At 44.5% G+C, this 20,710-nt stretch carries 15 protein-coding genes; 9 read left to right on the forward strand and 6 right to left on the reverse strand.

Annotated features, from left to right (window positions below):
• The first annotated feature begins 1 nt into the window (after nt 1).
• On the forward strand, nt 2–994 hold the full coding sequence (locus tag G4D73_RS12855) for a cell division protein ZipA C-terminal FtsZ-binding domain-containing protein (RefSeq protein WP_213686920.1): 993 nt from the start codon (nt 2–4) through the stop codon (nt 992–994).
• Between the two features lie 109 nt (nt 995–1,103).
• Nucleotides 1,104–3,143 carry an NAD-dependent DNA ligase LigA gene (ligA, locus tag G4D73_RS12860; RefSeq protein WP_213686921.1) on the forward strand — a complete coding sequence of 680 codons (2,040 nt, stop codon included), beginning with the start codon at nt 1,104–1,106 and terminating at the stop codon, nt 3,141–3,143.
• A 72-nt stretch (nt 3,144–3,215) separates the two neighbouring features.
• Here ligA and G4D73_RS12865 read toward each other — a convergent pair whose 3' ends face one another.
• Complete coding sequence (locus G4D73_RS12865; protein ID WP_004279206.1) at nt 3,216–4,283, reverse strand: SDR family oxidoreductase; 1,068 nt, start codon at nt 4,281–4,283, stop codon at nt 3,216–3,218.
• Between the two features lie 342 nt (nt 4,284–4,625).
• On the opposite strand from G4D73_RS12865, the gene ftn reads away from it, so the two are divergent.
• On the forward strand, nt 4,626–5,090 hold the full coding sequence (ftn, locus tag G4D73_RS12870) for a heteropolymeric bacterioferritin subunit Ftn (protein WP_004279207.1): 465 nt from the start codon (nt 4,626–4,628) through the stop codon (nt 5,088–5,090).
• A gap of 55 nt (nt 5,091–5,145) precedes the next feature.
• Here the strand turns inward: ftn and G4D73_RS12875 are convergent, their stop codons facing one another.
• The 5 genes from G4D73_RS12875 to G4D73_RS12895 all read right to left on the reverse strand — a co-directional run bounded on the left by G4D73_RS12875 (nt 5,146) and on the right by G4D73_RS12895 (nt 10,475).
• A complete protein-coding gene (locus tag G4D73_RS12875) occupies nt 5,146–5,562 on the reverse strand; it encodes an ExbD/TolR family protein (RefSeq protein WP_004279208.1) in 417 nt (138 codons plus the stop codon).
• 21 nt (nt 5,563–5,583) lie between these two features.
• Nucleotides 5,584–6,009 (reverse strand): ExbD/TolR family protein, encoded by a 426-nt coding sequence (locus G4D73_RS12880; protein ID WP_213686922.1) that lies wholly within the window; start codon nt 6,007–6,009, stop codon nt 5,584–5,586.
• A 16-nt stretch (nt 6,010–6,025) separates the two neighbouring features.
• Nucleotides 6,026–6,925 (reverse strand): MotA/TolQ/ExbB proton channel family protein, encoded by a 900-nt coding sequence (locus tag G4D73_RS12885; protein ID WP_213686923.1) that lies wholly within the window; start codon nt 6,923–6,925, stop codon nt 6,026–6,028.
• A gap of 36 nt (nt 6,926–6,961) precedes the next feature.
• A complete protein-coding gene (locus G4D73_RS12890; RefSeq protein ID WP_153566854.1) occupies nt 6,962–7,663 on the reverse strand; it encodes an energy transducer TonB in 702 nt (233 codons plus the stop codon).
• Nucleotides 7,664–7,811: 148 nt separating this feature from the next.
• The gene (locus G4D73_RS12895; RefSeq protein WP_153566855.1) at nt 7,812–10,475 is read right to left on the reverse strand and encodes a TonB-dependent receptor; all 2,664 of its coding nucleotides are present in this window, start codon (nt 10,473–10,475) and stop codon (nt 7,812–7,814) included.
• A gap of 724 nt (nt 10,476–11,199) precedes the next feature.
• On the opposite strand from G4D73_RS12895, the gene G4D73_RS12900 reads away from it, so the two are divergent.
• Genes G4D73_RS12900 through G4D73_RS12925 form a run of 6 tightly spaced genes read left to right on the forward strand, consistent with a single transcriptional unit; the run spans nt 11,200 to nt 20,665 of the window.
• A complete protein-coding gene (locus tag G4D73_RS12900) occupies nt 11,200–12,957 on the forward strand; it encodes an ABC transporter substrate-binding protein (protein WP_213686924.1) in 1,758 nt (585 codons plus the stop codon).
• A gap of 21 nt (nt 12,958–12,978) precedes the next feature.
• Nucleotides 12,979–14,781, forward strand: coding sequence for an ABC transporter substrate-binding protein (locus G4D73_RS12905; RefSeq protein ID WP_213686925.1), 1,803 nt, complete (start codon nt 12,979–12,981; stop codon nt 14,779–14,781).
• A 20-nt stretch (nt 14,782–14,801) separates the two neighbouring features.
• A complete protein-coding gene (locus G4D73_RS12910) occupies nt 14,802–16,808 on the forward strand; it encodes a M3 family metallopeptidase (protein ID WP_213686926.1) in 2,007 nt (668 codons plus the stop codon).
• Between the two features lie 12 nt (nt 16,809–16,820).
• Nucleotides 16,821–17,759 (forward strand): ABC transporter permease, encoded by a 939-nt coding sequence (locus G4D73_RS12915; RefSeq protein ID WP_004279216.1) that lies wholly within the window; start codon nt 16,821–16,823, stop codon nt 17,757–17,759.
• Between the two features lie 7 nt (nt 17,760–17,766).
• Nucleotides 17,767–18,918: an ABC transporter permease gene (locus tag G4D73_RS12920; RefSeq protein ID WP_071851454.1), complete on the forward strand. Its 1,152-nt coding sequence runs from the start codon at nt 17,767–17,769 to the stop codon at nt 18,916–18,918.
• 10 nt (nt 18,919–18,928) lie between these two features.
• The gene (locus G4D73_RS12925; RefSeq protein ID WP_213686927.1) at nt 18,929–20,665 is read left to right on the forward strand and encodes an ABC transporter ATP-binding protein; all 1,737 of its coding nucleotides are present in this window, start codon (nt 18,929–18,931) and stop codon (nt 20,663–20,665) included.
• Nucleotides 20,666–20,710 lie beyond the last annotated feature (45 nt).

Genomic DNA, 20,710 nt, shown 5'->3' on the forward strand with positions numbered 1-20,710 from the left:
TATGGAAATCACCACCATTATCGGGATTGTGATAGCAATTGTCATCATGCTGTTCGGCATCAGAATGCTGTTCAAAAAACCTGTAGAGGCTGTACCGTCACTGGATGCCAACCTGCATATCGATCCTGACAGCCAGACCCCTGTCATTCCAAGGCATGTGCGTTCGCAACTGGCGAAACAGGAAGCAGAACCGGCACAGCGTGTAGAGCCAAGCCTGCGTGTAGAAGAACCGGCCCCTGAAAAGCCCTCAGCATTTCGCAAGCCTGAACCGATCTTGGCTGAGCCAGCAGTGCTTGAGACAGCTGCAGCGGTCGAGCCGAGTCCAGTGACCGAAGCTGAAGTCGTGGTAAGTTCTGCAAGCACAGAAGCAGCCGAAACATCAGTGGAGCAAAAGCCGGCCGAAGTAGAAGCGGAAAATAACCAGACGGAAGATAAAGATACCGCTGTTGAATTCAGTCTGAACAGCAGTATTGAAAAAGCGGAAATTTCTGAATTTAATGATGAAAGCAGTATTCTGGATGCTCATCTGCATGAACAGAAAATAGTGGATGAAGAAAGTGCCTTATCCAATGCTGAAACGATTATTTCATTGCATATCTATCCGCAAGGCCGGGTACTTTCAGGTGATAAAACCCTGAAAGTCTTGTTGAAATATGGTCTGCGTTATGGCGAACTGGCCTGTTTCCACCGCTATAGTGAAGATGATTCAAAACTGCTGTTTTCGGTACTGCAAATGACGGATACCGGCATGGAAGGTTTTGATCTGGAAACTCTCTCGACTCAGGAAGTCAAAGGTCTGGCCTTCTTCCTGGCTTTGCCGCATAGCGATGTACAAAATGCCTTTGATACCATGGACAGTATTTCACGTCTGATTGCCCGTGAAGTGGATGGTCTGGTCTACGATCAGAACCAGCAGGAATTTACTCCACAATTACGTGAATTCTGGCGCCATCAGGCAATTGATTATCGTGCTGGACAAGGTACGGAAGTTTAAGGCTGCTTTGTTCAATCTCCAAGTTGAATCTGTAGACTGCAATTTTTATAATAGCCAAAAGCTGAATATTCTACAGGGCGGATTTTCCGCCCTTTTTTATGGTGAAATTATGACCCAAGATGCCACTGTCATTGCGCAAATGCGTCAACTGATTCAACTGCTTGCCAAGCATAACCATGCTTATTATGTGATGGATCAACCGAGCATTGAAGACAGTGAATATGATCAGCTCTTTCATCAGCTCAAAGCCTTAGAACAACAATATCCTGACCTGATCCAGTCCGATAGCCCGACCGATAAAGTGGGTGGGCAGGCGCTTTCAAAATTTGTGACCGTAACACACGCCGTGCCGATGCTGTCATTGGGTAATGTCTTTCATCAGGAAGATTTGCAGGCTTTTGCCCGCCGTATTGAAGAACGTTTACCGAATCAAAAAATTGAATATGATGTCGAACTGAAATTTGATGGCCTGGCCATTTCACTCTGGTATGAGCATGGCGTATTGACGCGTGGGGTGACGCGCGGCGATGGGGAAACCGGTGAAGACATTACCCAGAATGTCAGAACCATTCGCAACCTGCCGAAACTTTTATCTCCGGTGAATGGCATCATTCCCGATTTGTTGGAAGTCCGCGGCGAAGTGTTGATGCCGAAATCCGGTTTTGAAAAATTGAATGCTGCCAATGCCGCCAAAGGTGAAAAGACCTTTGCTAATCCGCGTAATGCTGCGGCAGGAAGTTTGCGTCAGCTGGACCCGAATATTGCTGCCTCGCGGCCATTGGCTTTTTATGCTTATGGGATTGCTCAGTGCGTGCCGCATCATGGACAAACCACTATGTCCGCCAGTCTGGAATGGTTACATCAGTTCGGTTTTGCGGTTGGCGAGCGTCACTTTATCTGTGACAGTATTCAGGACGTGCAAAAGGTCTACGAACAGATCATTGATGAGCGTGCCAGTCTCAGTGTCGAAATCGATGGTATGGTGATCAAGGTCAATGACCTGAAACAGCAGCAACAGCTTGGTTTCCTGAGCCGTGAACCGCGTTGGGCCACCGCCTATAAATTTCCGGCAGTTGCAGCACTGACCACAGTAGAAAATATTAACTGGCAAGTGGGTCGTACTGGAACATTGACGCCGGTTGCGCGTTTAAATCCAGTTGCTGTCGGTGGAGTAACAGTTTCCAATGTGACGCTGCATAATATTGGCGAAATTCACCGTCTGGATGTACGTATTGGTGATACCGTCAGTGTTTATCGTAGTGGCGATGTAATTCCTAAGGTGGAAAAAGTCTGGCCGGAATTTCGCCCGGTTGATGCAGTTGAAGTGCATTTACCTGAACAATGTCCAGTCTGTGATTCACCCGTGGTCATGCCGGAAGGCGAAGCCTTGGCACGCTGTTCGGGCGGACTATATTGTGCCGCGCAGCGTATTGAAGCCATTCGTCACTTTGTCTCACGTAAAGCCATGGATATTGAAGGCTTGGGTGACCGTTGGGCAGAATCGTTGCTGCATCTGAATCTACTTAACGATGTCTCAGATATTTACCATCTGCATGAACATCGTGAGACTTTGCTCGGTATTGAAAAGATGGGCGCCAAATCGGTTCAGAATCTTTTGGATGCCATTGAAAACAGTAAAAAAACCACACTGGCTGCTTTTATCTATGCACTCGGTATTCGTGGGGTGGGTGAAACTACGGCGCGGATGCTGGCCAATACTTTCCAGACGCTGGATGCCTTGCGTCAGGCCGATCTGGAGGCTTTAAAGAAAACTCCGGATGTAGGTGATATCACTGCGGAATGGATTCTGGATTTCTTTCAGGCACCGCATAATCTGGAAGTTCTGGATCGTTTACTGGCTGCCGGTATTCACTGGGATGCACCAATTGCACCGACCCGTCAGCCATTGAACGGCGAAAGCTGGGTGGTTACTGGGACTTTAAGCAGTATGGGGCGGGATGATGCAACCCAGTTGTTGCAAGCCTTAGGTGCGCGAGTAAGTGGTAGTGTGTCCAGCAAAACTAAATGTGTGGTTGCGGGTGAAAAAGCTGGCTCAAAACTGGATAAAGCAGAAAAACTGGGTATTCCAGTGATCAATGAACAACAGTTTATTGGCTTGATGCAAGACTATGGTCAGCTTGAAGCCTAAATCTCTGGATATTTCATGAAAGAATAAGAGTTAAAAAAAGCCACCTTCGGGTGGCTTTTTCGCATAGAAAGATTAAGGAATATATTTTTTGACCACGCCATCATCGAGCAGCTGCTGGAAATGTTCCACCAGACTTTCTTTCAATGGACGATACTCAATACCGAGCTCATCTTTACTTTTTTGCGCATTAAAGAAAATTGGATAACCCATATTCAGCTCTACAAATTTGCGGCTAAAACCTGCTACAGGCCCGAACATTTTGAAGGCTGCCTTCGGTAATTGATTGCGCGGGAACGGAAACTTATTGCCAAAATGTGCCCGCAGAATTTGGCCCATTTCCAGTAGACTCAAGCTTTCACTACAAATGATATAACGACCGTGCGCTTGTGGATTAAATGCAGCACGGATATGCGCTTCAGCGACATCCTGAACATCGACCACGCCATTCCACATCGGTGGAACGCCAAGTAAAGTCATACCATTGGCAAACTGTTGCAGGACTTCTACACTGCCAGATTGGGTATTTGGGGTTAAGGATTGACCAAAAACCAGTGCAGGATTGATACAGACTAGATCCCAGCGATCTTGTGCTTCAGCCATTTCCCAGGCTTTACGCTCTGCCATGACTTTGGAATAAGGATAAGGCTGATGCGTGGCCGAACTGGTGGTATTCCAGTGGGATTCATCAAAACTGTTATTCTCAGTTTGTAGAATATCAATGGCATCGCCATAAGTGGATGCGATACTCGATGTGACGATTACGCGTTTCACTGATTCAGTCTGATTGACACTATTCAGTACATTTTCAGTGCCTAATACCGCAGGTTCGATAATATCTTTGACTGCATCTTTATAGTTGGTGACCACAAAAGGTGAGGCCATATGAAAGACAATTTCACAACCTTGCATGGCCTGATCAAAAGAGCCGGGGCTTAATAAATTGGCCTGAAATAACTTGAGAGTTCCCGGAGTGCTGTCGGCAATTTTTTCTAAATGGGCAAAGCTCTTACTTTTATTCAGGTCGCGCACCGTGGCATGTACGGTATAGCCTTGCGTGAGTAATTTCTGGATGACCCAGCTGGCAATATAACCCGATGCACCGGTAACCAGAACCGGCGCTGTTGTTTGTGGATGTGTCATATCGGAACCGTTGTTATTTTAAATTTGTGTGAATGATAAGCGAAATTTAAGCATGAAGTACGCCAATGCAGTGATGTTTATACAAAAAGAATGAATCTGTCTGGTCAAAATTAAGATTTACAAATTTTAACGCATGTGTTTATTTGCCAGTTTTAGGTTATTGCCAAGCGTAATGAAAATGCAAAGTGTTGTTTTATAAATGGGATTTCATTAAGAACGAAGTGTAAATGCAAGTACTTCTCATTTTAATTATATAAAAATCAAATATTTAACCATGGTTAAGCTTTGCAAATTTAATTGCTTTTCGCCATAATAGCAAAATATAGGTAGGGAGTTATTCAAATGCGCGGAAATCCAGAAGTCGTAGATTATTTAAATATGTTGATCGGTGGCGAACTGGCTGCTCGTGACCAATACTTGATTCACTCTCGTATGTATGAAGATTGGGGCTTAACCAAAATCTTTGAACGTATCGATCACGAAATGCAGGAAGAGTCCCAGCATGCGGATGCGATTATCCGTCGTGTCTTGTTCCTTGAAGGAACGCCAAACATGCAGCGCGATGACGTTGAGATTGGCGAGGATGTGGTGAGCTGCCTGAAAGCCGATCTAAAACTTGAATATCATGTGCGGGAAAAACTGGCGCAGGGCATCAAGTTATGCGAAGAAAAAGGTGACTATATCAGCCGTGATATGTTACGCCAGCAAATGTCGGATACCGAAGAAGACCATACTTACTGGTTAGAAAAACAATTGCGTTTAATCGAACTGATTGGTTTGCAAAATTATATTCAGTCACAGATGTAAAACCGGATGAATAAAAAACCCAGCACATGCTGGGTTTTTTATATCTTGAAAATACTTAGTTGTTATTACTCATAATGCCAATTTTTTTGACCTCCAGCCTTTGAGCTGCCGCCATGACCATAGCGATATGTTTATATTCAGTGGCACGATCCGCCTTGATTTTAATCTGATCCTGATCCGCTTTTTGCGCTACTGTCTTGAATAAGTTTTCCAGAGCTTGGGTATTTGCTACCGGCTGTTCATTCCAGAAAATCTTACCTTGTGCATCCAGACGTAATTCCACCAGCTCAGGCGGTTTTTCATCGGTTACAGGAGGCGTTCCATTCGGTAGATCGATATTAATCGAGTTATTCGGCAAAGGAATTGTGATAATAAACATAATCAGCAAGACCAGCATGACATCAATCAGTGGTGTCATGTTGACATCTAGCATCACATCATCATCTTGATTTGAACCAACATTCATACCCATAAACTTAATCCCTCTTTGTGCTTAAGGTGTAGCGGGCGGAGTGGTGACAAAAGCAATTTTGCCAATACCCGCTTGCTGGGTGGTACTAATCACCTGATCAATTGCCTCATAAGGTGTTAACTGATCACCACGAATATGCACTTCAGGCTGCGGACGTTTCTGGGCTTCTGCCTGTAAACGGCTCAGTAAAACTGTTTTATCTGAGATATAGATTTCGTTCCAGAAAATATCGCCAGTTTTATTGACAGCCAGCTGAACATTTTCTGGCTTGGTTTCATACGGTACATTTCTTTCTTCTGGCAGATCGACTGGTACGGTATGAATGGCAACCGGTACAGTAATCAGGAAGATAATGAGCAGAACCAGCATAATATCAACCAAAGGTGTGGTATTAATGGTTCCAATTACCTCATCATCACTGTCGTTTGAATTGACCATCATTCCCATGGCTGATGCCTCACTCTTACTTCACGTCACGATTAACAGGATTATTGGTTGTAATTTCACCGCTGAGTAATACTGCGTGTAAATCAGAACCAAAAGTACGCACTTCTTCCATCACTGCTTTATTACGGCGAGTCAACCAGTTGTAGCCAAGTACTGCAGGAACCGCGACCGCAAGACCGATTGCAGTCATGATTAGTGCTTCACCAACCGGGCCGGCAACTTTATCAATGGATGCTTGCCCTGAAACACCAATGGCAGTCAGTGCATGGTAAATCCCCCAAACCGTACCGAAAAGTCCAACGAAAGGTGCGGTAGAACCGACTGTCGCAAGGAAGGCCAGACCCCCACTCAGATGGTTCTGGATTTTATCGATTGCACGGGAAATCGAAATGGTGACCCAAGTATTGAAGTCAATACGCTCAAGTAATGTACCGCCATGATTTTTGGTTGACTTAATCCCTTTTTCCGCAATAAAACGGTAGACGCTGGCTTCATCCAGGTTCTCGGTGGCATTATCTAAAGAAGAAGATTCCCAGAAAGTATTTTCAGCTTGCTTAGCCTGTTTGCGAATCTTGCCTTGTTGCAGGCATTTGCTGATCATGATGTACCAGGTACCGATCGACATGACAACCAGAATAAACAAAGTGATTTTAGAAACAATATCACCTTCTTTCCACATGGCTTCTAGGCCATAAGGATTGTATCCAGCTTTTTCATCGCTAGCTTCAGCTGGTAATGGCGGTGAGGTCGGTGTAGCCGCTGTTGCAGGTGTTGTTACCGCTGTTTCAGTGACAGCACTGGTATTGGGTGTAGCGGACTGTTCTGCAAAAACTGCTTGCAGGGGCAATAAAGTGCTCATGGCAATCACACCAGCAGCAGTCATATTTTTTAAAGGTTTTAGTGATTTTTTCATCATGGATCTCCTGATTTTTTTCTTTATCTGTTGTATCTGTTAGTCAAGGACAAATTCATAGGGAATGTCATACCAAGATTCTTGCGGTTCGCCATTTTTCATTGCCGGCTTGAAGGTACACAAACTGAAAGCCTTGGATGCTGCACGATCCAGCGCACGACTACCGCTCGACTTTTTCACTTTGGCATCTTGGACCTTGCCGGTGGTATTTACATAGACAGAGATCAGAACTTCACCTTGCTCTTCATTCATCAGTGCATCACGTGGATAGTCTGGGCGTTTACATCCTACTTCACCTTGCGAAACACCACGAGTGACACCAGCGGGTGGAGGAGCTGGTGCTGGAGCGGCTGCGACTACTGGAGCCGGTGCTGCTACCGGACTTGGTGAAGGACTCGCTGCAACGGGAGTAGGTACTGCAGCAGTTGTCGGTTGGGTTGGCGTTGGAAGTGTTTTCTGTACAGGAACTACTTTTTCAACCGGTTTCACCTCAGGCACTTGTGCCACTTTTTCCACGATTTTTGGTGGTTCAGGTGGTGTTTCTTTTGGTGGCTCAGGTTCAGGCGGCTTAATATCTTGAATAATCATTAGCTCAACCGGCTGTTCCGTCGGTTTAATAATGTCTTTTGCCATACCAGCCATGAGTACTAGGCCAACCAGGATATGCAAAAAAACAACGACCCCAATACCAGTCAGTTTTTTGGCGGAGTTTTTTTCTAAGTCTTCAAACTTTGTGCCCATCATGACTCCTAGAATTTAAGACAAACAGGAAATAGTGCACTGATGAGAAATTTTTTTGATTACAGGCAGCATTATTTTTTGTTTGGCTAAAATTAAACGGGGGAAAACTGCAAACACCGCTTGGCAGCAGTGTTTGCGAAGTAATTAATTAAAAGAATTTATAGGTACCACGTAAGAAGTAAGCACGGCCTGTTGGATCGCTATAACGTGGGTCATAACCGTATTGGAAGTTATCCATTACGTCAGAGGCAGGTGGTTCTGCATCGAACATATTTTTAATACCGGCAGTTAGCTCCAGATTTTTAAATCCTTTGTAAGTGCCAGAAATGTTGTATACGGTGTAGTCAGCAACATCGCGTTCTTCTGAATAGTCTTCATAACCACGAACGAACTGTTGTTCAAACACCATTCTCCAGTTTTCATAAGACCAGTTCATGTTTGCAGTATGTTTCCAGCGAACCACTGCTGGGTCATCATAAACACCGACATAACCTTCCCACTCGCCGCCTGGTTCGCTTTGGTAATCCATTTTGATCACATAAGTACCGTCAATACCAAAACCGAAGCGGCCAGTTGCCGTCATTGGAGAAAGATAGTTCAAACTCAAATCAATCCCCTGGGTTTTCAAGCCACCGGAGTTAATCAAGTTAGTTGAGATATGATCGATACGACCTTCTGCATTACGAACAAAGTATTGAGCATACTTTTCTGGATCACCAAAAATTGATGCTTCACCAATCGTTCCCACTAAGTTTTCAATTTCGATATTGTAGTAATCGGCAGTGAAAACTAAGTTTTTGATCGGTTCAAAGACAAAACCAGCCATGTAAGATGTTGACTCTTCTGGACCTAGTTCAGAATTGCCGCCTTGTGTACGGATAAACTGGGTATTACATTCAGTTTGGTATCTGGTTTCAGTTGGTGTACCACCCGGGCAAAGAATCGGGTCATTATATCTTGCACCAGTCCAAGTTCTGACCGAAGGAGCATTGACCTCATATAAGCTTGGTGCACGGAAACCAGTACTGTAAGAAGTACGGAACATGAGTTCTTTAGCTGGTTCCCAACGTAAAGCCACTTTAGGATTAAAGGTGTCACCAAAATCGCTATAGTCATCATAACGAGCAGCCAACTGTAATTCCAGGTTGGTCAATAAAGGTACTTGGAGTTCAGTAAATACTGCACTAATGTCACGATCGCCTGAGCTTTTTGGTTTATTTGGATCAATACCACTGCCTGGAACTTGAGCAACAATTTCAGAATTTACAGTTGCTTCCCAGTCTTGTTTGGAGAAACTGCCACCGAGTGCAAAACCGACATCACCTGCAGGCAGTGTGTAGATTGGACGACTCACGGTAAAGTCAATTGTAGTGGATTCTAAAGATGCCTGATTGGTATCGCCTTTGACATCAAAAGTGTTCCATAAGCCGGCATTGGCTGCTGCTTGTGGGCCAAATGGGTTTAAAGTTCCATTATCAAGTGCAGCCTGAACTCTACTGCGGTTTAAATAACCACTTACGAAACTGTCAGTCGCATCACTTTTTGCATAAGTAACACCACCATTCATATCCCAACCGTATGCTTCACCTTCAATCCCTGCAAAGATACGGTTCGATTCGTTAATTGACTTAGAAACACGGTTACCGCCTTGTGAACGTAGATACAGTTGTAATGTGTTAGTCGCCAAGCCATCAACTGCTGGAGTAATACCTTTGCCAGGGTAATATTGACTGGCATAAGGCAAGGTCACACTACGGCTATAAACATCAGGCGCAATTGAAGTGGTTACTTCATCACGTGCATAGATATACTCACCAATCGCATTAAAGTTATCTGACAATTTGAAAGTTGCGCGACCTAACGCAGAAAGATTCTCTTGTTCAGGCACAATACCAATAACAGTTTGGGTATTTAAATAACAGAAACCATCTTCAGCAACAGTATCTTTGGTATTTAAACAATTATCCCCATAAGGGTTACCCAAAATACCTGTGATAGGATCGTAGAAGTTTGCAGGGAAAGCATTTGCTGAACTGCCATCAATTCCTAATTCAGGAAGTACCCCACCACGGCGGCTGACTTTACGGTCTTTTGCCCAAATCGTATCTTGTTTTCGGTAATCGATCACACCGTAGACATTAAAACCTTGTTCATCTAGATCGCCATATCCCCCAAAAATCGAAACGTCAATTTTTTCGCCGCCTTTTTCTTCAGGAATTTGACCACCTAAAGTAATGCCCACGCCTTCATATTGCTTTTTCGTAATAAAGTTGATTACACCACCCACTGCATCTGCACCATAGACTGCAGATGCGCCGTCACGTAAGACTTCAATGCGCTCTACCAATGCGAGAGGGATGTTGTTTAAGTTGGTTGAATCGGTACCAAATGCACTGCTTGCAACACGGCGACCATTAATTAAAACTAAAGTTTTATCCGAACCAAGACCACGTAAATTTGCTGTTGAACCACTGGTATTACTGGCACCGACATTTTGTGCTGTGACATAACTTGCTTGGTTGGCACTGACTTTCATCAATGCTTCTTCTACAGTGGTTACCCCCTGATTCACCAGATCTTCACCTTTAATAATCGTGATTGGTGAGGCGCTTTGTGCGGCTACACCTTTAATAGATGATCCAGTAACTCGCACTTTCTCAACCTTGGTAGGTTGTGCAGCGGAGTTTTCTGGTTCATCTGCTGCATGTGCCAGCGAAAGACACATCATGCTTAAGCTTAACGCGCTTAATTTGATGAGTTTTTTGCCAACGGTTGGAGCCCCCATAGATCCGACCAATTTGTTTTTTTTCATCGTAATTTTCACCCTTTTGTTATGTGAAGTAGTGCTGGGAGGACTTAAGCAAAGCGAATGCCAACTTATAAATTATTAATTTTAAAAAATATTAAGTGATTGAAAAAATTATATTTAATTTGATTTTTTTGGAGGTGTACTAAGTTCTGATGAAGAAATATTAAGAGAGTAGGGTTTAAAATCTGAAGAAAGTCTCTATAGGAAACCATGAGAAAGTAAAAAATAAATATTTAATGAATAAGAATGGAATCTAAAATTGAAAGGGAAATTGAATAAAGTTTAATCATGGTGCATGATTTTTACATAAAATATACAATAATTTAATAAGATAATAATTATATATTTCATTTGCTTATGTATGTATTTTCTTAGGTTGAAGTAGTGGGAGGATGCAATAATATGAAACAGGTCTGGTTTATTTTTGTGCAGACTAGGCTTGGAGCTAGATTTTAAGAATAAATATTAAATTAATGATTCATGGAAAATATTATGTTATTGATAATGTTTTAAATGATTAATAAAAATAAGCTTTTTTGAGTTAATAACAGGAAAAAATCGTTATTTTTCGAGGATGGCATGAAATTCGCTTTGTTCATTTTATTCCATCTGTCCAGCTTTGACCCATCCATTGAAGCAAATATGGGATGATGTGTTAAAGACTTCCTATAGCAATAAAACTTCAAGATCAAGAATAGGTACAAATTTGAAATCAGCACTTTTCAGCATGACAATTTTGGCCTTGGCCATGACTACGGGGCAAGCCTCCTGGGCAAAATCATCTGCACATCCGGATAAAGTTTTAAACCTGGCTTTTGAAGCACCTGATGATGGTTTTGATATGGTCAAAACCTATAATTTTTATAGTGGTAGCGTTGCTGAAGCCATTCTTGAACCCTTGTTGCGTTATGACTATCTGGCGCGGCCTGCAATCCTGGCTCCAAATACAGCCGAATCTTTACCCAAGGTTGAGCAGGATGGCAAAGTTTATACCTTTAAAATCAAGCCAGGAATTTATTTTAGTCCTGATCCTGTATTTCAGGGCAAGAAGCGTGAACTGGTGGCGCGTGATTATATCTACTCCATGCAAAGGATCATGGATCCCAAAAATCATTCTCCTTCTTTTTCTTTTATTGATGGAAAAATCCTTGGGGCAGATCAGGTCATCCAGCAGGCTAAAAAAACTGGCAAGTTCAACTACGATGCACCTATTCCCGGTTTAAAAGCACTAGATAAATATACCTTACAAATTACCCTGACCCGTTCCGATCTGAATTTTCCATATATTCTGGCCTATGTGGCTTTTAGTGGTACCGCACGGGAAGCGATCGAACATTATGGTCATCGGGCAGGTCAGCATCCGGTTGGAACAGGAGCGTATCAGTTACACAAATATGTTCCGCGTAGCCGTATTGAACTGACTGCCAACCCGAATTATCGCGGTTTTGTCTGGAACTTTAAGGGCGATGGTTCCGAGTGGGATCAACGTATTGTCAAAGCCATGCAAGGCAAGCAGATGCCGCAAATTGGCAAGGTCAAAATCAGTATTATTGAAGAGGAACAGTCTCGCTGGCTGGCTTTAAAGTCTGGACAATTGGACTATGACAAACTCACTGCGAGCGGCGCCGAACAGGCACTGGAAAATAAGCAGCTGAAAAGTGAATACAAGAAAAAAGGCATCCTGCACTATCCGAATAAAGAACCGGAAATTACCTACACTATCATGAATATGCGTGATCCGGTGATTGGTGGGAATTCACTGGAAAAAATTGCCTTACGTCGTGCTCTCGCCTTGTCCTATAACCAGAAAGAAGCTATCCAGCAGTTGTACAAAGGTCATGCCGATAAAGCTGAAATGATTTTGCCAGAGGGAGTAGGTGGACATGACCCGACGTATAAAAGCAGTATTGCTTATAACCCATTACTGGCCAATAAACTGCTTGACCGCTTTGGTTATAAGAAAGGCGCTAATGGTTACCGTAGCTTGCCTGATGGCAAGCCTCTGATACTAAAAATGAATTCAACCAGCTCAAGCTCTTCGGTGATTTCTGCAGAATTATGGAAAAAAAATCTGGATGCGATCGGGGTGCGAATTGAGTTCAAGGTCAGTAATTTTGCTGACAATTTAAAAGAAGCCACCCAATGCAAGCATATGATGTGGGGTGGAGCCTGGATTGCGGACTATCCGGAAGGGGAAAACTTTGCCCAGTTACTGTATGGGCCAAATGCGCAGCAAGGCAACCTGAGTTGCTATACCTCCAAAACTTATGATGCACTGTACCAGACCGCGATGAAACTGCCGCCGCAGCAGCGGGCGCCATATTATGAGCAGATGAACCGTCAGATGGAGGCCGATAATCCATGGATTCTGCACAATACCCGTATACGCAACTGGTTGATTCATCCGCATGTGCAGGGCTTTAAAGCCCATCCGGTGACCAGAGCAGTTTGGCAATATATGGATATTGAACCTGTTAAAAAATAACTTGAGAAGATTAAGAACCATATGAATGTGAATACAAATGCTTTAAAAAAACTGGCTCGTGGGGTGTTAGTGGCTGGTTTGATGATGGCAGGGGTTGCGTCCACATGGGCTGCCAATCCTGCCAACCCGAATAAAGTTTTAAAAACAGTATTTCCGGCGGCTGAAACCGGTTTTGATCCGGGTTATATCCATGACCGTTATTCAGCCAAGATTAATGCGGCGATTTTTGAGACCTTATTTACCTATGACTATCTGGCCTCGCCGGCAAAATTAGTGCCATTGACTGCGGTTAGTCTGCCTCAAGTGAGTGGGGATGGCCTGACTTATACCATTAAAATCAAAAAGGGCATTTACTTTGCCGATGATCCGGTCTTTGGCGGTAAAAAACGTGAACTGACCTCTTATGACTATGCCTATAGCTTGAAACGTCTACTGGACCCAAAGCTGCATTCACCGAACAGCTGGTTGCTGGATGGCCGAATTAAAGGGCTGGATGCATGGATGGCTCTAACCAAAAAGAATGGCAAAGCCTATGAAAATCTATTTGAAGGTATTCAGACTCCAGACCGCTATACCTTGGTATTAAAACTGAATAATCCGGATCAGAACTTTCCAATGTTGCTGGCACATGGGCCGGCCGCTGCGGTAGCTCGTGAAGTCATTGAAAAATATAAAGACAAGGCGGGTTGGGTCATGAATAGGCCAGTGGGAACTGGTCCTTACGTGCTCAGCCGCTGGACACCAGGCTCACGGATTATCTTAAAACCAAATCCGGCTTATCGTGGTTTTGTCTGGGACTTTAAAGCCAGTGGTGCAGAAGATCAGGCCATTGTAAAAGCCATGCAGGGCAAAAAAATGCCTCAAATCGGCACTATTGATGTGCGTGTTATTGAAGAAGCGCAATCCCGGATGCTGGCATTTAAGAAGAATGAATTGGACCTGCTCGAAATTGAGGGCGATATCGTCGTACAGGCCCTCGATGGCGATAAATTAAAGCCTGAGCTGGCCCAGCAGGGGGTGAAGCTGTCACGTATTTTAGAGCCCTCCATTAGTTACCATTACTGGAATATGCAAAACCCGGTCGTGGGTGGTTTCACGCCAGAAAAAATTGCCTTACGCCGTGCCATGGCGATGGCATTTTCTGTGGAAAACATGATCAATGTATTACTTAAGGGAGATGGAGCAAAACTGCATATGCCTGTTCCGCCAGGGATAGCCGGCTATTCGCCTGCTTATAAAAGCAGTATTCCCTATTCAGTCAAAGCAGCCAACATGTTGCTCGACCGCTATAACTACAAGATCGGTGCAGATGGCTGGCGAAAGACACCTGAAGGTAAACCTCTGGTGATTGAACTGATTACTGGGAATACCAGTCGGGGCCAGCAACAGGGTGAGTTCTGGAAAAAGACCCTGGACAGTATTCATATTCAGCTGACCAGTAAGGCTATGCCATTCGCTGAAGGCATCAAGCTGGAAAAGCAATGTAAAACCATGTTCAAGAGTTCTGCATGGATTGCCGATTATCCAGACGCTGACAACTTTATGCAGTTGTTCTATGGCAAGAATGTCAATGTCACCAACAATGCCTGCTTTAAACATCCTGAATTCGACCGTCTATACGAACAAACCCAGAGCATGCCGCCAGGCCCTGAGCGTGATCTGCTTTATCGCAAAATGACCCGGATTCTCGAAGTCAACATGCCGACCCTGATGCTCTATAGCACCTACCGTAATGCCTTGACCCAACCCCAAATTATTGGACATAAGTCCCATCCGATTCTGTCTTCAGAATGGATGTATATCGATATTAATACGAAAAAGTAAGAAAAAATCTGGAGATGAATATGAAATCAAAGTCTTTAAAATTAAGTACCTTATGTTTAATGATAATGGGGGGATATCAGGGTGTAGCGGCAGATACCCAAGTACAGCTGCTGCCATTATTCAAGGCTGCAGAAATTCCGTCTTTATGTGATGCCAGTCTGGCCTCCATGCAAAAAGATATCCAGATATTTGAAAATAAGAAAATTAAAAATAAAGCCAAGGCAGGGCCTTATCTGGCTGAATGGGATGAATTGCATGCCAAAGCCCGTGATTTCGGTGCTGCAGTAGGGCTGTACAGTAATGTCGATCCGGATCCTGCATTGCGTCAGGCAGCCGATGACTGTGAACTTAAAATCAGCAAATACCAGACCACCCTGTATCAGAATCCTAAACTGTATGCCCAGTTCAAGAAACTGAAAGCCAGTGATCCGATTGATCAGAAACTTTTAGAAGATATTCTGGAGCAGTTTGAGAACACCGGGGTACAACTCAGTGCAGAAAAACAGAAACGACTGAAAGAAATTATTGAAGAAAGTACCAAACTGGGGCAGGATTTTTCCAAAAATGTGCGGGATAACCCTGAAAAAGTTGAATTTACTCCAGCTGAAATGAAAGGCCTACCAGAAAGTTATATCGCAAATTTAAAGAAAAATGAAAAGGGCAATTATCTGCTGGGCTTTGATTATCCGGAATACCAGCCTTTTATGGAGCTGGCAGAAAGTGATGAAGCACGCAAACGCTACCAAACCGCTTATACGCGTCGCGGGACTGAACAAAACCTGCAATTCATGAAAAAGGCCATTGATCTGCGTTATGAAATGGCACAACTTTTTGATAAGGAAAGCTATGCTCATTCTGCGCTTGAATTCCGCATGGCCAAAACTCCGGAAGCAGTGAACGGTTTTCTGGATGAGGTTTATGCCAAAGTTGCACCTCTAGAAAAGCAGGATGTAGAACAATTACGCCAGTTCAAGGCTGAAACTTTAAAAGTTCCACTAGAGAAAGCAGAAATTACCCGCTGGAATCAGGGCTACTGGAGTGAAAAACTGCGTCAGGCCAAATACAAGGTAGACCAGGAAAAATTACGGGACTATTTCCCGACAGAAGCATCGCAAAAATGGTTATTCGCTATTTCTTCGGAACTCTATGGTATTGAGTTCAAGCCGGTGAAAGTCAAGGCCTGGCATGATGAAGTGGAATATTATGCGGTACATGACAAAGCAACGGGCGAATTCCTGGGCGGATTATATGTCGATAAATACCCGCGTGAAGGAAAATATGGGCATGCAGCTGTCTGGGGAGCTTATGGCGGCAGTACCCTGAATCAGCGTCGTCCGGTATCGGTACTGGTGACCAATTTTAACCGTAAGGGCTTGAATAGCAACGAACTGGAAACCTTTGTGCATGAAATGGGTCATGCCTTGCACGGGATTCTATCGAAAACCCGCTATACAGAACAGTCTGGTACCTCAGTAGAGCGTGACTTTGTAGAAGCACCATCACAGATGTATGAAGAGTGGGCACGTCGTCTGGAAACCTTGTCAAAAGTAGCGGATTACTGTGAGCCGGCATGTCCCCGGGTGGATGCTGCCATGACCGAGCGCTTAAAGAATGTGAAGAATTACGGTCGTGGCCTGCATTACGCCCGTCAGGCTTTATATGCCCAATATGATATGGCCTTGCATGGTAAAGATGCAAAAAATATTGAGCCTTTAAAACTCTGGCAGGATATGGAAGGTAAAACTGCCTTGGGTTATGTCAACGGTCAGCAGTTCCCGGGACAATTCGGGCATCTGATGGGCGGCTATCAGGCAGGTTACTATAGCTATATGTGGTCTGAGGTCATTGCCCTGGATATGCTTTCCTCCTTTGGCGATCAGCTGATGGACAAGAAAGTCGGTGCGCATTATCGCAATACGGTCCTGGCTCAAGGTGGTCAAAAGCATGGCGAGCAAATGGTGAAAGACTTCTTGGGTCGTGATCCGGACAGCAAAGCTTTCTTTAATGAAATCTCTGGAAAAAATTAAGGAAGGCAAGCGATGCTGGCATATATTATTCGACGGCTTTGGCAAATGATCCCGACCATGCTCGGGGTGATTTTGCTGATTTTCCTGCTGTTTAACTGGGTAGGCGGAGACCCTGCCTATATTCTGGCCGGTAAAATGGCCAATGCGGAACAGATTGAGAACATCCGTCAGCAACTGGGTGTGGATCAACCGTATTACGTACAACTCTGGATCTTTATCAAGCAGATTTTAACCTTTGATTATGGGGTGAGCTGGAGTACCGGAGAATCGGTGGCACAGATTATCACCACCCGTTTGGGGCCCTCACTGACCATTCTGATTCCACTGACCATTCTGCAAACTATTATTTCTATCATTTTGGCTTTGGGTGTGGCTTCGGTTCGTGGTTCTTTGACAGATCGCATGATCATGATGCTGTGTACGATCGGCATGTCGATCAGTATTCTGGTTTACATCATCGTGTTCCAGTATTTCCTGGCTTATGAACTGAGTTGGTTTCCGGTACAGGGCTGGAGCGATAATTTCGCTGACAACCTTTTCAAATATGCCTTGTTGCCTGTGCTGATTATGTTGGTGGTAAGTATTGCACCAACACTACGCCTGTATCGTAGCTTTGTACTGGATGAGGTTAATCAGGACTATGTACGTACTGCGCGTGCCAAAGGCCTGGGTGAAAACCGTATCATGGGCGTGCATGTCCTGCGCAATGCCTCGATTCCGATTATTACCGATGTCATGGCAGGACTTCCGGCACTGCTGATCGGTGCTTTCCTGATTGAACGTTTTTTTGGTATTCCTGGAATTGGCCGTGAAGTCATTATTGCGGTAGAACGTTCCGATTTTCCTGTGATTAAAGCCATTACGGTCTATGTTGCTGCTGCGACCATGATATTCAACCTGATTGCCGATCTGATCTATAAATGGGTCGATCCGCGTGTACAGTTGAAGTAGGTGAATTATGCTGAGTGCGATATTTAAAAAAGAACAAGCGGCTGAAGCAGCACCTGAATCGGCTTCAACAGGCTTATGGCAACTGGCCATGCGCCGTTTGAAACGTGACCGGATTGCCATGTTTTCCCTGTATGTGGTGCTGTTTTATCTGCTGCTGCTGGTACTGTCAATGAGCGGCCTGATTGCCAAAGACTGGAATAAAGAAGTAGCGGTCAGCTATGCACCGCCAAGTTTTATCAGTGCAGCGCCAGTTTCGGCTGGATCTGATGCAGAACAGGGTACAGAATCTGTTGCTGTACCGGTCAATCCAGTTGATCCCTTAAAAGATGTCATTGCTGAATTGAATGCTGAAATTGCTGCTGAGCAGGGTGCAGGTGCAAGCATTGATTATTATGGAGTGGTCGATCCGCTGGCAGAAGACATGAAGGCCATTAATCAGGAGCTCGGTGGCCAGCTGATGGATGAAAGTGGGGAACTCAAGCAAAGTCTAGTCTTCGGTGCAGATAAATGGGGACAGGATGTTTTACAGAAAACCATCAAGGGGGCTGAAACCTCGATTCTGGTTGGATTGATTGCAGCCTTTGTCGCTGTACTGATTGGGACTGCACTGGGTGCAATAGCAGGGTATTTTGGTGGTTGGGTCGATGATGTCCTCAACTGGTTTTATAATATCTTTACCTCAATTCCCTATCTGTTGCTGGTTTTGGCCATTGCCGCAGTGTTACAGCAGAAAGGTATTTTATCAATCATCCTGATTTTAGGTCTGACTGGCTGGACCGGGGTCTTCCGTTTGGTTCGTGCCGAATACATGAAACATACGGCACGTGAATATGTGCTGGCTGCCAAGGCGATTGGCGTGAGTAATATGCGTCGTATGTTTGTCCATATTTTTCCCAATGTCAGCCATATTGCCCTGGTACAGATGTCTATTCTGGTGGTGGCATTTATCAAGTCTGAAGTCATTTTGAGCTTCCTTGGTTTCGGTGTGCCTATCGGGGTAGTGTCATGGGGCAGTATGCTAAATGAAGCGCAAAGCGAGCTGATTTTGGGTAAATGGTGGCAACTAGCGGCAGCCTCAATCGCCATGGCGGTATTGGTGACTGCTTTCTCGATGTTTACCGATGCACTCCGTGATGCATTAGATCCAAAACTGAAATAGGAGCGCAACGATGTCTGAAATCAATCCAAGCACAGCACCTGCGCTACTTCGCGTAGAAAATCTGCGAGTCAGTTTTAAAGGTGAAAATAAAGAATATATTGAAACCGTAAAAGGGGTTTCTTTCGAGATTCCGGCCAATACCACAGTTGCACTGGTCGGTGAATCGGGGAGTGGCAAGTCGGTTACTTCCCTCGCCACTATGGGCCTGCTTCCGGCAGAAAGCGCACGTATTTCAGAAGATAGCCAGATCATCTTTGAAGGGAAAAACCTGCTCAAGCTTAAAACCCGTGAAATGCGCCAGATGTGCGGCAAAGACATTGCCATGATTTTTCAGGAGCCAATGTCTTCGCTAAATCCGGTATTTACGGTAGGCATGCAGATTGCAGAAATCCTGCAACTACATTTGGGCATGAATAAAAAACAGGCGCGGCAACGTACCCTGGAGCTCCTCAAAGAAGTGGGTATCCCTACGCCAGAAACTAAAATCGATGCCTATCCGGGGCAGCTTTCCGGTGGACAGCAACAACGGGTCATGATTGCCATGGCCATTGCCTGTGAACCTAAACTGTTGATTGCAGATGAACCGACCACAGCTCTGGATGTGACTATTCAAAAGCAGATTCTGGACTTGCTGGAATCGCTGCGGCAACGTCGCCAGATGTCGATGCTGTTTATTACCCATGATCTGGCATTGGTTGGTGAAATTGCTGATCAGGTGATTGTAATGCGTCATGGGGAAATCCGTGAACAGGGTCCGGTTCGGGAGGTGCTGGACCGGCCTCAAGACATGTATACCAAAGCCTTGTTACACTGCCGTCCACAATTGTCGCAACGTCCGTTACGTTTGCCGATGATCAGCGATTTTATGAAACAGGATGGCTCAACCTGGCTAGAAGATATCCGTCTGAATACTCAGCTTCCGCAACGTTCACGTGGGCTAAAGGGTGGAGAGGAAATTATTCTGGATGTACGGGATCTGAAGAAATCTTTTTATAGTCGTAAAGGACTGTTTGGCAAAGATGAATTTCAGGCAGTAAAAGGAGTTTCTTTCCAGCTGGCCAAAGGAAAAACCTTGGGGCTGGTCGGGGAGTCCGGTTCGGGTAAAACCACCATCGGTTTATTACTGATGCGTCTGCAACAGGCTACAGGTGGTAAGGCACTGTTTCAGGGGCGGGATATTCTGGATATGTCGGAAAAGGAATTTACCCAGTATCAACGTAAAATCCAGATCATTTTTCAGAATCCCTATGCTTCGCTGAATCCACGTTTTACTGTTGGACAAATCCTGATGGAACCGATGCAGATTCACAAGATTGGTCAGGATGATGCCGAACGCAAACAAATGGCTTTAGACTTGTTGGAGAGGGTCAGCTTGCCTGCACATGCTTTTTATCGTTATCCGCATGAGTTTTCTGGTGGTCAGCGTCAGCGGATTGCAATTGCACGTTGTCTGACTTTAAAACCTGAGATTTTAATCTGTGATGAATCGGTCTCGGCACTGGATGTATCAGTACAGGCGCAAGTGCTGAATTTACTACAAGACTTACAGGATGAATTTGGTCTGAGCTATATCTTTATTTCGCATGATTTATCGGTAGTGAAATATATTTCTGATCAGATCATGGTGATGAATCATGGGGAGTTGGTAGAAATCGCCAATTCAGATGAACTGTATCAATCTCCACAGCATGAATATACCAAGCGTTTAATCGGTGCTATCCCGCAAGGGATTCCACAAAGTGCCTGATGCATAAGGCATAAAAAAGTCAGGCAATGTGCCTGACTTTTTTAT

This window comes from Acinetobacter sp. WY4, assembly GCF_018438165.1.
Lineage (GTDB): Bacteria > Pseudomonadota > Gammaproteobacteria > Pseudomonadales > Moraxellaceae > Acinetobacter.

Bases quoted from the DNA above. Each gene is read 5' to 3' on its own strand.
- G4D73_RS12925 (WP_213686927.1), top strand. From the start codon at position 18,929: ATGTCTGAAATCAATCCAAGCACAGCACCTGCGCTACTTCGCGTAGAA.
- G4D73_RS12865 (WP_004279206.1), bottom strand. From the start codon at position 4,283: ATGACACATCCACAAACAACAGCGCCGGTTCTGGTTACCGGTGCATCG.
- G4D73_RS12890 (WP_153566854.1), bottom strand. From the start codon at position 7,663: ATGGGCACAAAGTTTGAAGACTTAGAAAAAAACTCCGCCAAAAAACTG.
- G4D73_RS12895 (WP_153566855.1), bottom strand. From the start codon at position 10,475: ATGAAAAAAAACAAATTGGTCGGATCTATGGGGGCTCCAACCGTTGGC.
- G4D73_RS12885 (WP_213686923.1), bottom strand. From the start codon at position 6,925: ATGATGAAAAAATCACTAAAACCTTTAAAAAATATGACTGCTGCTGGT.
- G4D73_RS12875 (WP_004279208.1), bottom strand. From the start codon at position 5,562: ATGGGTATGAATGTTGGTTCAAATCAAGATGATGATGTGATGCTAGAT.
- G4D73_RS12915 (WP_004279216.1), top strand. From the start codon at position 16,821: ATGCTGGCATATATTATTCGACGGCTTTGGCAAATGATCCCGACCATG.
- ftn (WP_004279207.1), top strand. From the start codon at position 4,626: ATGCGCGGAAATCCAGAAGTCGTAGATTATTTAAATATGTTGATCGGT.
- G4D73_RS12910 (WP_213686926.1), top strand. From the start codon at position 14,802: ATGAAATCAAAGTCTTTAAAATTAAGTACCTTATGTTTAATGATAATG.
- G4D73_RS12900 (WP_213686924.1), top strand. From the start codon at position 11,200: ATGACAATTTTGGCCTTGGCCATGACTACGGGGCAAGCCTCCTGGGCA.
- G4D73_RS12855 (WP_213686920.1), top strand. From the start codon at position 2: ATGGAAATCACCACCATTATCGGGATTGTGATAGCAATTGTCATCATG.
- ligA (WP_213686921.1), top strand. From the start codon at position 1,104: ATGACCCAAGATGCCACTGTCATTGCGCAAATGCGTCAACTGATTCAA.
- G4D73_RS12905 (WP_213686925.1), top strand. From the start codon at position 12,979: ATGAATGTGAATACAAATGCTTTAAAAAAACTGGCTCGTGGGGTGTTA.
- G4D73_RS12920 (WP_071851454.1), top strand. From the start codon at position 17,767: ATGCTGAGTGCGATATTTAAAAAAGAACAAGCGGCTGAAGCAGCACCT.
- G4D73_RS12880 (WP_213686922.1), bottom strand. From the start codon at position 6,009: ATGGGAATGATGGTCAATTCAAACGACAGTGATGATGAGGTAATTGGA.